Origin of the sequence: Pluralibacter gergoviae ATCC 33028 = NBRC 105706, from assembly GCF_001598855.1 — a bacterium.
Lineage (GTDB): Bacteria > Pseudomonadota > Gammaproteobacteria > Enterobacterales > Enterobacteriaceae > Pluralibacter > Pluralibacter gergoviae.
On record NZ_BCZS01000003.1, the window covers coordinates 217,912 to 231,789 of the forward strand.

Sequence of the window (13,878 nt, forward strand, 5' to 3'; positions counted from 1 at the left end):
GATGACGACCCTGGAACCTGTCAACAAAATCTCGATTGTGATCCCGGTGTACAACGAACAGGAGAGCCTGCCTGAACTGCTTCGCCGTACATCAGCCGCCTGCGAAACGCTCAATCGCGATTACGAAATTCTCCTTGTCGATGACGGCAGCAGCGACGACTCCGCCGCCATACTAACCCGTGCCGCAGAAGCGCCGGACAGCCGCATTATCGCGGTGCTGCTCAACCGCAACTATGGCCAGCATTCGGCGATCATGGCGGGCTTTAGCCACGTCACCGGCGACCTTATCATCACCCTCGATGCCGACCTGCAAAACCCGCCGGAAGAGATCCCGCGGCTGGTTGCCAAAGCCGATGAGGGTTATGACGTGGTGGGCACCGTGCGTCAGAACCGCCAGGACAGCTGGTTTCGCAAACGCGCGTCGAAAATGATTAACCTGCTGATCCAGCGCACCACCGGTAAAGCCATGGAGGACTATGGCTGCATGTTGCGCGCCTATCGCCGCCATATCATCGACGCGATGCTGCACTGCCACGAGCGCAGCACCTTTATCCCTATTCTGGCCAATACCTTTGCGCGTCGCGCCATTGAAATTCCCGTGCACCACGATGAGCGCCAGTTTGGCGACTCGAAGTACAGCTTCATGCGCCTGATTAACCTGATGTATGACCTGGTCACCTGTCTGACCACCACGCCGCTGCGCCTGCTGAGCGTCGTCGGCAGCATTATCGCGCTCTTTGGTTTTGCGCTGGCCGTGCTGCTGGTGGTACTGCGGTTTGCGCTCGGCTCACACTGGGCGGCAGACGGGGTATTTATGCTCTTTGCCGTGCTCTTCACCTTTATTGGCGCCCAGTTTATCGGGATGGGGCTGCTGGGTGAGTACATCGGTCGGATCTATAACGATGTGCGCGCGCGCCCGCGCTATTTTATTCAACGCATCATTCGCCGTGAAACCGCTTTATCTTCAGAGGACAATCAATAATGAAGGCCGTTGTTTTTGCCTATCACGATATGGGCTGCGTGGGGATCCGTGCCCTAATTGCCGCAGGCTATGATATTACAGCGATTTATACTCATCCGGATAATGCGGCTGAGAATACGTTCTTTGGCTCTGTTGCCCGTACGGCGGCAGAATTCGGTATTCCGGTTTTTGCGCCTGAGGATGTGAACCACCCGCTGTGGGTCGATCGTATTAAAGACGCGCGGCCGGACGTTATTTTTTCGTTCTATTACCGCAGCCTGCTGAGTGACGCGATTCTGAACTGCGCGCGGGCGGGCGGATTTAACCTGCACGGCTCTCTGCTGCCGAAATACCGCGGCCGCGCGCCGCTCAATTGGGTACTGGTACACGGGGAAACCGAAACCGGCGTTACCCTGCACCGCATGGTGAAACGCGCAGACGCCGGCAACATCGTCGCCCAGGCACGGGTGGCGATCGCGGCAGACGATACGGCGCTGACTCTGCACCACAAGCTGTGCGCCGCCGCGTCGTCGCTGCTGGCGGACAGCCTGCAGGCGATCAAAACCGGTAATTTTGCGCAGATCGCCCAGGATGAAGCTGAAGCGACCTATTTTGGCGGCCGATCGCCCAAAAACGGCGCGATAAACTGGCAGGGATCGGCGGTAGCGGCCAATAACCTGGTGCGTGCGGTCAGCGAACCGTGGCCGGGGGCGTTCAGCTACGCGGGCGGCAGTCAATTTATTATCTGGAAAAGCCGCGTGCTGGCAAACAACAGCGGCGCGAAAGCGGGCACCGTGATCGCCGTCAACCCGCTGACGATCGCCTGCGGTACGGGCGCGCTGGAAGTGATCGCCGGGCAGGCGGACAACGGCGTATACATGCAGGGGAGCCAGCTCGCGCAGTCCCTCGGCCTGGTCACCGGCGCCATCCTCAGCAGTAAGCCGGTTTCCGCCGTGAAGAGTCGCACCCGCGTACTTATCCTCGGCGTGAACGGTTTTATTGGTAACCACCTGACCGAACGCCTGCTGCGCGAGGACGACTTCGAGATTTTCGGCCTCGATATCGGCTCTGACGCGATCTCCCGCTTCATCGGCCATGAGCGCTTCCACTTTGTTGAAGGGGACATCAGCATTCACTCCGAGTGGATCGAGTATCACATTAAAAAGTGTGATGTGGTGCTGCCGCTGGTGGCGATTGCCACCCCAATCGAATATACCCGCAATCCGCTGCGCGTCTTCGAACTCGACTTCGAAGAGAATCTGAAGATCGTCCGCGACTGTGTGAAATACAAAAAACGCATTATCTTCCCGTCCACGTCCGAGGTGTACGGCATGTGCAGCGATGCGTCATTTGATGAAGACCGCTCGCCGCTGATCGTCGGGCCTATCAACAAACAGCGCTGGATCTACTCCGTGTCCAAGCAGCTGCTTGACCGCGTTATCTGGGCCTACGGCGAAAAAGAGGGGCTACGCTTTACGCTGTTCCGGCCGTTTAACTGGATGGGGCCGCGGCTCGATAACCTGAACTCTGCGCGGATCGGCAGTTCCCGCGCCATCACCCAGCTGATCCTCAACCTGGTGGAGGGATCGCCGATCAAACTTATCGACGGCGGCAGGCAGAAACGCTGCTTTACCGATATTGGCGACGGTATCGAAGCGCTGTTCCGCATCATTGAAAATAAGAAGAATAACTGCGACGGCCAGATCATCAATATCGGTAATCCGGATAACGAGGCGAGCATTAAGCAGCTGGCCGAAAGTCTGCTGGAGAGCTTTGAACGTCATCCGCTGCGCGGCCAGTTCCCGCCGTTTGCCGGTTTCCGCGAGGTGGAAAGCAGCACCTACTATGGCAAAGGTTATCAGGACGTTGAACACCGCAGGCCCAGCATCAGCAACGCCCGGCGCCTGCTGAACTGGACGCCGACAGTGCCTATGGAGAAAACCATCGACGAAACGCTGGATTTCTTCCTGAAAACCGTAGAGCTCAGGGAGCGTGCATCATGAGAAAAGTCGGCCTGCGTATTGATGTCGATACCTGGCGAGGCACCCGTGAAGGGGTGCCAAATCTTCTGAAGGCGCTCAGTTTACACGCAATTCAGGCCACTTTTTTCTTTAGCACAGGGCCGGACAACATGGGGCGCCACCTGTGGCGGCTGATCAAGCCTGACTTTCTGTGGAAGATGCTGCGTTCCCGCGCGGCGTCGCTGTACGGCTGGGACATCCTTCTGGCCGGAACCGCATGGCCGGGGCGCGTCATTGGCGCGGGGAATGCCGGGGTCATTGCGGCGGCGGCGGAGCAGCATGAAATTGGCCTCCACGCGTGGGATCACCATGCCTGGCAGGCCTGGGCCGGCGTCTGGGATCAGTCGAAACTCAAACAGCAGATTCACCTGGGGCTGGATGCGCTGCAGAACATTGTCGATCGGCCGGTCATCTGTTCGGCGGCGGCGGGCTGGCGCGCCGACCAGCGCGTCGTCAAGGCCAAAGCCGCGTTCCCGTTTCACTACAACAGCGACTGCCGGGGGACGACGCCGTTTGTGCCGGTTCTGTCTGACGGCAGCGAAGCCGCGGTGCAAATTCCCGTGACGCTACCGACCTGGGACGAGCTGATCGGCGCCGGCGTCAGTAAAGAAAATTTCAACGACGTTATTCTGCAGAAAATACACCAGGACACAGGGACGCCGGTTTACACCATCCATGCGGAAGTGGAAGGGATAGCGATGCTTGACGCCTTTCGTCAACTGCTGGAAATGGCCGCGGCCCGGGGGGTGCAGTTCTGCCCGCTCAGCGCGCTTCTGCCGGCCGATTTATCCACGCTGCCGAGAGGCAAAATTGTGCGCGGGTCCACGCCAGGCCGGGAAGGCTGGCTTGGCTGTCAACAACGCATAGAGCCGTGAGCCGATGAAATCAGCACGATACGGAATACTTATTCTGACCTGTTTTGCCTTGCTGTACCTCGTCCCGCTGGCGTTTCGCCACCTGTGGCAGCCGGATGAGACCCGCTATGCGGAAATCAGCCGCGAAATGCTGCTGTCCGGTAACTGGGTCGTACCCCATTTTCTCGATCTGCGCTATTTCGAAAAGCCGGTTGCCGGCTACTGGATCAATAACCTCAGCCAGCTGATCTTCGGGCATAACAATTTTGCCGTGCGTTTTGGCGCCGTATTCTCAGTAACGCTCAGCGCGCTGCTGACCTCCTGGCTGGCGTTTCGCCTGTGGGGCGATAAAACCGTTGCGCTGCTGGCGGGGGTTATCTTCCTGACCTGCCTGCTGGTCTATGGGGTCGGCACGTACGCCGTGCTCGATCCGATGATCGCGCTGTGGCTGACCGCGGCAATGTGCAGTTTCTGGCTGGCCAGTACCGCCAGAACGCGCGGCGGCATCCTCGGCGGTTACCTCCTGCTGGGCCTGGCCTGCGGCATGGGCGTCATGACCAAAGGGTTTCTGGCGCTGGCGGTGCCGGTCATTAGCGTGCTGCCGTGGGCGATGGCGCAAAAACGCTGGCAACGGGTCCTGCTCTACGGGCCGTGGGCGGTGCTGAGCGCCGTACTGATAACGCTGCCGTGGGCGCTGGCTATCGCCCACGCCGAACCGGACTTCTGGCGCTATTTCTTCTGGGTGGAGCATATTCAGCGCTTCGCGGAGGACAACGCCCAGCACAAAGCGCCATTCTGGTATTACGTTCCGTTCCTGGTCGCCGGCGCGCTGCCGTGGCTGGGGCTGCTGCCCGGCGCCCTGAAAAGCGGCTGGCAGGGACGGCGCGGGCAGGGCGAGGCGTTTTATCTGCTGGGCTGGCTTGTGATGCCGCTGCTGTTTTTCAGCATCGCTAAGGGCAAGCTGCCGACCTATATTTTGCCGTGCTTCGCGCCGCTGGCGATCCTGATGGCGCGCTACGCGGTGGCGCAGGCAAGAAGCGGATCGGTCATTTTACGCGTCAACGGCTGGATAAATCTGGCATTCGGCGCCGTTTGTCTGAGCATCGTCGCCTTCTTCCTGGCGCCGTGGGGGCTGGCAAAACACCCGGTGTACGCGGCTAACGAAACCCTGAAGGCGATACTTGCCTGCCTGGCGTTTGCCGTCTGGGGGCTGTTTGGCCTCCTGGCGCTAACCCGCAGGCCCGGACGCGGATTCTCGGCCGCGCTTTGCCCGCTGGGCGTGGCGCTACTGGTCGGTGCCGTTATCCCCGCCAGGGTGGTGGACTCGAAGCAGCCGCAGGCGTTTATTGATGATGTTCGCCAGCCGCTGGCCGACAGCCGCTATATCTTTACCAACAGCGTGGGCGTGGCGGCGGGCATTGCCTGGGAAATGCGGCGCAGCGACATACAGCTTTATGGTCAGGCGGGCGAACTGCGCTACGGTCTCAACTATCCGGATGTGCACGACCGCTATCTCCGTCCGTCCCTGTTCGCGGCCTGGCTGGCGGAGCACCGCAGGCAGGGGAAAGTCTCGCTGCTGCTGGTGGTGTCGAATCCCGGCGAGCTCCACGCCCTGACGCCGCCGCCGGCGGATCGCCTGACCCGCCGCGGACGCTTCGTTCTCCTTGAATACGATGCCCGGCCATGAATATTGCGCTGATCGTTCTGGCCAGTTTGCTGAGCTGCTGCGGCCAGCTGTGCCAGAAGCAGGCGGCCCAGCGGGCGGGGCGCCGCCATCTGATACTGTGGCTCGGGCTGAGCGCGCTGCTGCTGGGGGCGGGAATGCTGGTCTGGCTGCAGGTTCTCCGGCATGTTGACGTCAGTGTCGCTTATCCGATGCTCAGCCTGAACTTTATCTTTATTACGCTTGCCGCGCGCGGGATCTGGAAAGAGCCTATTTCTGCCCGCCACTGGCTGGGGGTGGGGTTAATCATCATTGGCATCATTGCGCTGGGAAGGTACGCCTGATGGGATATCTCTGGGCGCTGATGAGCGTGCTGCTGGTAAGCTCGGCGCAGCTTGGCATGAAGTGGGCGATGGTTCAGCTCCCCGCGGCGTCGGATCAGGATTTTGCGACGGCGATGCTGGCCGGCGGCTCCGGCGCGCTGGCGCTGGCGTGCGGGCTGGCGGCCTATGCGTTCTCCATCGGCTGCTGGTATATGGCGCTCAGGCGGCTCCCGCTGAGCAAGGTCTATCCGCTGTTAAGCCTGAGCTACGTGCTGGTATGGTTTGCCGCCATGATGCTGCCGTGGCTTAACGAAAGGTTTAGCCCGGAAAAGCTTATCGGCGTGGCGGCGATTGTCACCGGCCTGGTACTGATTTGTCTGCCCGATAAGCGGCGCGGCAAATAAGGCGGGCTTTGAGGGGGAGGATAAACGGGGGGCCGCAAGGGGTAACCCGCGGGATGTTGCGGAGATAAAAAACGGGCCTGCATCCGCAGGCCCGGTGTCTTAAATCGACGTCCGCCGGTAGTTACGGTACTCCGGCTCCCAGAAATTATCATTAATTGCCTGGGTCAGGGCATCCGCCGAGGTGTTTACCGCCACGCCCTGCTGTTGGGCCATTTTGCCCACCGCGAAGGCGATAGCGCGGGACACGGTGTGGATATCCTTCAGTTCGGGCAGCACCAGGCCCTCGCCGTTATTCACCAGCGGCGAGTGCTTGGCCAGGGTTTCGCTGGCGGACATCAGCATCTCGTCGGTGATGCGGGTGGCGCCGGAGGCGATAACGCCGAGGCCAATACCGGGGAAGATATAGGAGTTGTTGCACTGGGCGATAGGGTAGGTTTTATCCTTCCACACGACCGGATCGAACGGACTGCCGGTGGCGACCAGGGCGTTGCCGTCGGTCCAGCTGATGATGTCCTGCGGCGTGGCCTCAACGCGCGAGGTCGGGTTAGAGAGCGGCATGACGATCGGGCGCGGACAGTGCTTGTGCATCTCGCGGATGATCTCTTCGGTAAACAGCCCGCTCTGGCCGGAGACGCCGATCAGGATATCCGGCTTCACGTTGCGTACCACGTCCAGCAGGGAGAGCACCTCTTCCTGGGTATCCCACTGGGCCAGCAGGCCGTCGCGCTTCTGGGTCAGCTTCGTCTGGAAGGAGAGCAGGTTCGGCATCTGATCGGTGAGCAGGCCGAAGCGGTCCACCATGAAGATGCGCGAGCGGGCCAGCTCCTCGCTGAGGCCTTCCCGCTGGGTCTGGGCAATAATCTGCTCGGCGATACCGCAGCCGGCGGAGCCGGCGCCGAGGAAGACGATTTTCTGCTCGCTGAGCTGGCTGCCCGCCGCGCGGCTGGCGGCAATCAGCGTGCCGACGGTCACCGCCGCCGTGCCCTGAATGTCGTCATTAAAGGAGCAGATCTCATTGCGGTAGCGGGTCAGCAGCGGCATGGCGTTCTTCTGGGCGAAGTCTTCGAACTGCAGCAGCACGTTCGGCCAGCGCGACTTAACGGCCTGAATAAAGTCATCGACAAACTGGTAGTACTCGTCGTCGGTAATGCGCGGATGGCGCGCGCCCATGTACAGCGGATCGTTGAGCAACTGCTGGTTGTTGGTGCCGACGTCAAGCACCACCGGCAGAGTATAGGCCGGGCTGATGCCGCCGCAGGCGGTGTACAGCGACAGCTTGCCGATGGGAATGCCCATACCGCCGATGCCCTGGTCGCCGAGACCGAGAATGCGCTCGCCGTCGGTGACTACGATCACTTTAATATTGTGGTTCGGCACGTTTTGCAGAATGTCGTCGATGTTTTCCCGGTTCTCCCAGGAGATGAACACCCCGCGCGCGCGGCGGTAGATCTCCGAGAAGCGCTCGCAGGCGGCGCCGACCGTCGGGGTATAGATGACCGGCATCATTTCATCGAGGTGGTTTTCAACCAGCCGGTAGAAAAGGGTTTCGTTGGTGTCCTGGATGTTGCGCAGGTAGATATGCTTATCGATTTCGGTTTTGAAGCCCTGGTACTGGATCCAGGCGCGCTCAGCCTGCTCTTCGATGGTTTCCACCACTTCCGGGAGGAGGCCGAGCAGGTTGAAGCTGCGGCGCTCTTCTATGCTGAAGGCGCTGCCTTTGTTCAGCAGGGGGAATTCAAGCAGGACCGGGCCCGCATAGGGAATATAAAGCGAACGATTTTTTTTAAGATTGGGAAATATCACACTCACTCCTTTGTCATCACTCCAGGCCCGGACATCGGTAGCGAGAGGGTCTGGCAGGTACTGCGGCGCGACAAATTATAAAGCAAGTGTTAATGAAAAGGGTGAAATCTGGTGTTGTGAAACTAAAAAAAGCACCCCCTTTACTTGAAAGGTGGTGCTGTTCTGTATTAAAGGCGAGTGAGGTTAGCCGCGACGCTTGCGGCCGGTGGCGTGTGATACCAGGCTTTCGCTGCCGCCTTCGACAAGAACTTTTTTCTGGTTAGAGAGCTTATAATTCAGGCCAAGAAGGTGGCGTGCCTGACGGTTCGATTTCATGTTGACTCCTTTGATCCTGTTGCGAGTTTCAAGGTCGGTTGAAATATAACCCATAGCGTGCAGGATGAATCCTGCGCCATTTATCATTCGCCAGTAGCGGCAAAATAGCAAGCGCCGGGGGAGGCATTAAGGAATAATCCAGGAATCATGGCGCTGTGCTACGGTGATCTATACTTAAGCACTCAATCGTCAACAAGGAGCAACACATGACTATTCATAAGAAAGGCCAGGCGCACTGGGAAGGGGATCTCAAGCACGGGAAAGGCACGGTCTCTACCGAAAGCGGCGCCCTCAGCCAGCAGCCCTACGGCTTCAACACCCGCTTTGAAGGGAAGCCCGGCACCAACCCTGAAGAGCTTATCGGCGCCGCGCACGCCTCCTGCTTCTCGATGGCGCTGTCGCTGATGCTGAGCGACGGCGGCTATACCGCCACCTCTATCGACACGGAAGCCACCGTGTCGCTGGATAAAAAAGACGGCGGCTTTGCCATTACCAAAGTGGCGCTGCAGAGCCGGATCTCCGTGCCGGATATCGATCCCGCCAAGTTTGATGAAATCATCAACAAAGCGAAGGCCGGCTGCCCGGTCTCTCAGGTGCTGAACGCTGAGATCACGCTTGATTACACGCTGAACTGATTCTGCATTTATCGCCAGACAGCGGCTCCGGATTCGGGGCCGCTGTCGTTTTGTCCGGAAACGGGCAGGCTTTTTCACCGTTTTTTCCGTACAATCCTTCGCCATCCTTCACGGAGCAGGGACGTTATGGAAAACGACAGCGACGACATCAGGCGAAGCCCCACCCCTCACGATTCGACCTTCAAACAGTTTTTGACCCATCCCGACACGGCGCGCGACTTTATGCAGCTGCACCTGCCAGCGGATCTGCAGGCGCTTTGCGATTTCAGTACGCTGAAGCTTGAATCAGGCAGTTTTATTGAAGACAACCTGCGGCCCTACTTTAGCGATGTGCTCTACAGTCTGAAGACCGTTAATCATGATGATGGTTATATCCATGTGCTTATTGAGCATCAATCCACGCCGGACAGACATATGGCTTTCAGGCTGTTGCGCTACGCCGTTGCGGCGATGCAGCGCCACCTTGAAGCCGGACACAGCAGGCTGCCGCTGGTGATACCGGTGCTGTTTTATGCCGGCCGGCGTACGCCTTATCCCTGGTCCACCCGCTGGCTGGATGATTTCCACCGGCCCGAAATCGCGGAACGGCTTTACCGGGGGGCGTTTCCGCTGGTAGACGTCACGATTATTCCTGACGATGAAATTATGGAGCACCGCAGCATGGCGGCGCTGACGCTGCTGCAAAAGCACATTCATCGCCGCAATCTGGCCGAACTGACGGACCGGCTGGTTACTCTGCTGTGCAGCGAATACATGACGGGACAGCAGCTTGCGTCGTTGATAAACTATGTTATACAAGCGGGAGATACGCCTGATGCCGAGGGCTTTGTCCACCAGCTGGCGCGGCGCGTACCGCAACATGAGGATGCACTGATGACGATCGCACAACAGTTAGAACAGAAAGGTGTTGAGAAGGGCATTCAGCAGGGGATCCCCCTTGGCGAGCGCCGCGGCAAACTAGAGCTGGCGCGCGCTTTACTGCAAAAGGGCGTCGATCTGAATTTAATTGCTGAAACCGCAGGTCTTACGCCCGACGAGCTGGCGCAAATCAGCCGATAAGCGCCGCCAACTGCCTCATCCCGTACGCCGCCACAGCGCGGTAAGCGGGCCGCCGGCGCCGGTCACCGGATCGCTGTCGGGGAAAGGCGTTGTGCTGATGCGCCGCCGTGCGGCGGCATCCGGCGCCGCGCGATTGATGTCCGCATGCTCACCCGGCGGGTAGGCGCCGACCACCGTGAAGTCGTCGCTATGGCTCAGGCAGCAGTGCCCGGTGCCGGTCGGCAGCACCACCACGTCTCCTTTTTCAAGCGTCACCGTGCGGCCGCCCGGCCCGCCGAGCATCACCTGCGCGCGACCCGCAAAGACGCCCAGCACCTCGTGTCCTTCGGTGTGGTAGTGGTGAAAATCATAAATGCCCCAGCGCCACTGCGGCGGCCAGCCGTTGCGGTTAAACCGCTGCTCCATGGTGCTAGCCAGATCCAGGCCGGCGTCGGGCCGGACTATCGCCTGCCGGTAGTGCAGCACCGGCAGGCGGGCGTTATTGGGCACCCAGTCGTGGGCGGTCAGCATAAAGTGTTCCGCCGCCGCGTCGGCGGCAGCAGGAAAAAGTCGGCGGTCAGGTGAGTGAGACGTCATACTTCAATCCTCCCGTAAAGTATTAACCCTGGACCATAGCGCCATTTATGGCTACCCGCGTCGGCAAAAGGCCGCTAATCTGCGGCTCAGAAAAAGGAGCAGCAAGATGAACCGTACTGAAGACAAGGTCGCCATAGGCGAGTTGATTAACGGCTGGATCTATCGCGATACCGGCCAGTGGGACAAGCTGGCGGCGATCTTCGCCCCCGATGCCACCATTGAAGTGACCTGGTTTGAAGGCAAGGCCAGCGAGTTTATTGCCGCCTCGCGCAAGATGGGCACATCGGCGATCTCCTCGAAGCACTTTATCGGCGCGCCGGTCATTACCTTCAGCGCCGACGGCGGCCGGGCGGTAACCGAGACCAACGCCATGATTATCGCCATGAACGAGAGCATCCGCCTCGGGGCCACCGTTCACAACCGCTTCCTCGACAATCTGCAGAAGGTGAACGGCGAGTGGAAAATCTGCCAGCGCCAGGTGGTGTACGACTGCGGCTCTTTTGATTTTCCGGCGGGCATTGTCGATATCGATCAGCACGTGGTCGGCCAGTTTCCGCTGGCCTATGCGCCGCTGGGCTACCTGCTGCACAGCGGCGGCTACACGGTGCAGCGGCTGTTTGCTACCCGCAACAGCCCGCTGGAGGCCGACATTCGCCGCAGCAACGCGGCGTGGCTGGAGAGCTAAGCGCGGCGGCGCAGGCGGCTGAGGCTGAACAATACCGCCAGCGCTGACGCCGCGACCGCGATCCACAGGCTCAGGCGCACCGCCTGCTCCTCCTGCGCGGGGGCAGTGGCGTGCGCCAGCAGCGCCAGCGCGATCCCGACAATCGCCGCCCCGAGGCACTGGCCGAAGGTCCGCACTACCGCCAGTACGCCCGAAGCGTAGCCGCTGTGCTCCCGCGCCACGTTACCCATCAGCTCCCGGTTGTTCGGACTCTGGAAGCAGCCAAAGCCCAGGCCGCACACCAGGCTGCGCAGGCCAATATCCCACACCCCGGCGTGCGCCGGCAGCGTCGCCAGCAGCATCAGGCCTGCGGCAAACAGGGCGAGTCCGGCGGTTGAGATCGCCGCCGCCGAATACCTGTCCGCCAGCCGACCGGCCTGCGGCGCCACCAGCATGATCCCCAGCGGCCAGGGCGTGAACAGCAGCGCGGCGCCGAAGGCGCTGTAGCCGTAGACGTTCTGGAACAGAAACGGCAGGGCGATAAAGGCAATCCCCTGGCCGATAAACGACGCCAGCGAGGTCAGCGCCGCCAGCGAAAAGCGCGCGGAGGTGAAGATAACCGGCGGCAGCAGCGGATCGCGGCGGCGGCGGATGTGGCGCACGAACAGCAGGCCGGAGACCAGCGCCGTCGCCCCCCACAGCCCGGCCTCCGTATCGACTCCGCCGCCGTGCGGCGAGGAGAAGCGGGTGGCGGCCATAATCAGTGAACCGAGCGCGAGGGCTGAGAGCAGCGCCCCCGGCCCGTCGAAGGCGACCGCGCGGGTTTGCGCCTGATTGGGGATGGCTTTAATCGCCAGCACCAGCGCCAGCGCGCCGGGGAGAATATTGATGGCAAACAGCCACTGCCATCCGAACGCCGACAGCAGGGTGCCGCCCAGCACCGGGGCGACGGCGGTGCTGGCGGCGATCAGCAGCGCATTGAGGCCGAGGATCCTGCCGAGCAGCCGGTTGGGGAAGATTGAGCGCAGAATGGCGGGCGAGATGCTCAGCGTCGCCGCGCCGCCGATGCCCTGCAGCACCCGCATGGCAATCAGCATTTCCGCCGACGAGGAAAGGGCGCAGCCCAGCGAGGCGAGGGTAAACAGGCTGAGGCCAAAGATAAATAGCGGCCGGAATCCGTAGCGGGTCGCCAGCGCCGAAAAGGCGATCAGCAGCATGGAGACGGCGAGCAGATAGCCGTTGGCAAACCAGACGGCGACGCCGGCGCTCACCTGCAGCGTATGGGCCATTTGCGGCAGGGCGATATTGATCATCGCCCCGTCAAACACCGCCATCAGCGTTGAGCACATCACGGCGGCCATCGCCAGCGCCCGCCGGTGGCCCGGCAGACCCTCATCGCCCGGGCGGTCAGAGAAAAGCGTCATCACAACTCCTGGTACTGTTTTATTGGCTGCGGAAACTATAAGCTGACGGGAAACGCTGCGGAAGACGCCTCATCTGCATTTTATTGTTGCGCGTGACGCCACCTGTGAAGGGATTTGACGTATGAAAGACGTTGACTTCAACCTGATTATTGCCCTCGACGCGCTGCTGACTGAAGCCAGCGTAGCGGGTGCGGCAAGGCGCCTGGGCCTGAGTACCTCGGCGATGAGCCGCACCCTGAGCCGCCTGCGGCAGGCAACCGGCGATGGCCTGCTGGTCAGGGCCGGGCGCAATATGGTGCTGACGCCCTATGCGGAGTCGGTGCGCGCGCGCGCCCGGGAGGCTGTTGGCCAGGTTGTCGACATCCTCACTCCCCCCGCGCCGCGGGTGGATTTGCAGATCTTAAAAAGAACCTTCACGCTGCGCGCCAATGAGGGCTTCGTTGAGGCGCTGGGCCCGGCGCTGATTGCCGATATTGCGGCGCGGGCGCCGCAGGTCTGCCTGCGCTTTGCCCCCAAGCCTGAGAAAAGCGGCCAGCCCCTGAGAGAAGGGCGGGCCGATCTGGAAATAGGCGTTCTGAGCAACATGGGACCGGAGATCCGCGTGCAGGCGCTATTTCGCGACCGCTTTGTCGGCGTCGTTCGCCGCGAGCACCCGCTGGCGACGCAGGATCCGATAACGCCTCAGGACTACGTCGCCTGGGGGCACGTGACGGCCTCGCGGCGCGGCGTGCAGACCGGACCGGTGGACGAGGCGCTGGCAGAAATGGGGCTTCAGCGGCGGATAATCAGCGTGGTGCCGGGCTTTCCGGCCGCGCTGGCCGTTGCCGGGGCGACCGATCTTATTGCCCTGGCGCCGGCGTCGTTTCTGATAAACCCGCTGCTGGCGGCGCGCTTTCACCGCTTCGAACTGCCGGTCCGCACGCCGGTTATCACCATCTCCCAGATGTGGCACCCGCGCATGGAGAACGATCCCGGCCACCGCTGGCTGCGCCAGCGGGTGCTGACCGCCTGCGCGGAGGCGCTTGCCCGCGCGGCAGGCAGCGCCTGAGCCCGCGCAGCGGGCGTTTGCACAATCACCGTGCGTCCTTTCCCGCCTTGAGTCCCGATGTTGTTGTAAATAAAAGTAAAATAATCCTGGCACAGTTACTGCTTAGCCCTTCACAGACGGTTATTTCT

Annotated in this window: 14 protein-coding genes; 10 read left to right on the forward strand and 4 right to left on the reverse strand. The window is 61.0% G+C overall.

Features of this window, described 5'->3' with window-relative positions; all coding sequences use genetic code 11:
- The first annotated feature begins 1 nt into the window (after position 1).
- The 6 genes from arnC to arnF are packed head-to-tail and all read left to right on the forward strand — an operon-like array spanning position 2 to position 6,226.
- Positions 2 to 982 carry an undecaprenyl-phosphate 4-deoxy-4-formamido-L-arabinose transferase gene (arnC, locus tag ENGE1_RS05200; protein ID WP_048252681.1) on the forward strand — a complete coding sequence of 327 codons (981 nt, stop codon included), beginning with the start codon at positions 2 to 4 and terminating at the stop codon, positions 980 to 982.
- Positions 982 to 2,964, forward strand: coding sequence for a bifunctional UDP-4-amino-4-deoxy-L-arabinose formyltransferase/UDP-glucuronic acid oxidase ArnA (gene arnA / locus ENGE1_RS05205; RefSeq protein ID WP_064360558.1), 1,983 nt, complete (start codon positions 982 to 984; stop codon positions 2,962 to 2,964). The genes arnC and arnA overlap by 1 nt, the downstream gene beginning before the upstream one ends.
- Complete coding sequence (gene arnD, locus ENGE1_RS05210) at positions 2,961 to 3,857, forward strand: 4-deoxy-4-formamido-L-arabinose-phosphoundecaprenol deformylase (protein ID WP_043084053.1); 897 nt, start codon at positions 2,961 to 2,963, stop codon at positions 3,855 to 3,857. The genes arnA and arnD overlap by 4 nt, the downstream gene beginning before the upstream one ends.
- Before the next feature lie 4 nt (positions 3,858 to 3,861).
- Positions 3,862 to 5,523, forward strand: a complete 1,662-nt coding sequence (gene arnT / locus ENGE1_RS05215; protein WP_048252683.1) for a lipid IV(A) 4-amino-4-deoxy-L-arabinosyltransferase — start codon at positions 3,862 to 3,864, stop codon at positions 5,521 to 5,523.
- Positions 5,520 to 5,843: a 4-amino-4-deoxy-L-arabinose-phosphoundecaprenol flippase subunit ArnE gene (gene arnE, locus ENGE1_RS05220; protein ID WP_048252684.1), complete on the forward strand. Its 324-nt coding sequence runs from the start codon at positions 5,520 to 5,522 to the stop codon at positions 5,841 to 5,843. The genes arnT and arnE overlap by 4 nt, the downstream gene beginning before the upstream one ends.
- Positions 5,843 to 6,226: a 4-amino-4-deoxy-L-arabinose-phosphoundecaprenol flippase subunit ArnF gene (gene arnF / locus ENGE1_RS05225; protein ID WP_048252685.1), complete on the forward strand. Its 384-nt coding sequence runs from the start codon at positions 5,843 to 5,845 to the stop codon at positions 6,224 to 6,226. Before arnE ends, arnF begins: the two co-directional genes overlap by 1 nt.
- A 99-nt stretch (positions 6,227 to 6,325) precedes the next feature.
- Here arnF and ENGE1_RS05230 read toward each other — a convergent pair whose 3' ends face one another.
- Complete coding sequence (locus ENGE1_RS05230; RefSeq protein ID WP_048252760.1) at positions 6,326 to 8,026, reverse strand: NAD-dependent malic enzyme; 1,701 nt, start codon at positions 8,024 to 8,026, stop codon at positions 6,326 to 6,328.
- Positions 8,027 to 8,212: 186 nt separating this feature from the next.
- Positions 8,213 to 8,344 carry a stationary-phase-induced ribosome-associated protein gene (gene sra, locus ENGE1_RS05235; protein WP_043084046.1) on the reverse strand — a complete coding sequence of 44 codons (132 nt, stop codon included), beginning with the start codon at positions 8,342 to 8,344 and terminating at the stop codon, positions 8,213 to 8,215.
- Positions 8,345 to 8,550: 206 nt separating this feature from the next.
- On the opposite strand from sra, the gene ENGE1_RS05240 reads away from it, so the two are divergent.
- Positions 8,551 to 8,979 carry an OsmC family protein gene (locus ENGE1_RS05240; RefSeq protein WP_043084042.1) on the forward strand — a complete coding sequence of 143 codons (429 nt, stop codon included), beginning with the start codon at positions 8,551 to 8,553 and terminating at the stop codon, positions 8,977 to 8,979.
- Between the two features lie 126 nt (positions 8,980 to 9,105).
- Positions 9,106 to 10,038, forward strand: a complete 933-nt coding sequence (locus ENGE1_RS05245) for an Rpn family recombination-promoting nuclease/putative transposase (protein ID WP_043084041.1) — start codon at positions 9,106 to 9,108, stop codon at positions 10,036 to 10,038.
- 15 nt (positions 10,039 to 10,053) lie between these two features.
- On the opposite strand, the gene ENGE1_RS05250 is transcribed toward ENGE1_RS05245, so the two are convergent.
- Complete coding sequence (locus tag ENGE1_RS05250) at positions 10,054 to 10,614, reverse strand: cupin domain-containing protein (protein ID WP_048252686.1); 561 nt, start codon at positions 10,612 to 10,614, stop codon at positions 10,054 to 10,056.
- A 106-nt stretch (positions 10,615 to 10,720) separates the two neighbouring features.
- On the opposite strand from ENGE1_RS05250, the gene ENGE1_RS05255 reads away from it, so the two are divergent.
- The gene (locus tag ENGE1_RS05255; protein ID WP_048252687.1) at positions 10,721 to 11,299 is read left to right on the forward strand and encodes a nuclear transport factor 2 family protein; all 579 of its coding nucleotides are present in this window, start codon (positions 10,721 to 10,723) and stop codon (positions 11,297 to 11,299) included.
- On the opposite strand, the gene ENGE1_RS05260 is transcribed toward ENGE1_RS05255, so the two are convergent.
- Positions 11,296 to 12,702: an MFS transporter gene (locus ENGE1_RS05260; protein ID WP_048252689.1), complete on the reverse strand. Its 1,407-nt coding sequence runs from the start codon at positions 12,700 to 12,702 to the stop codon at positions 11,296 to 11,298. The genes ENGE1_RS05255 and ENGE1_RS05260 overlap by 4 nt on opposite strands.
- Before the next feature lie 121 nt (positions 12,703 to 12,823).
- Between ENGE1_RS05260 and ENGE1_RS05265 the strand changes: the two genes are divergently transcribed.
- Positions 12,824 to 13,750: a LysR family transcriptional regulator gene (locus ENGE1_RS05265; protein WP_048252690.1), complete on the forward strand. Its 927-nt coding sequence runs from the start codon at positions 12,824 to 12,826 to the stop codon at positions 13,748 to 13,750.
- The last annotated feature ends 128 nt before the right edge of the window (positions 13,751 to 13,878 follow it).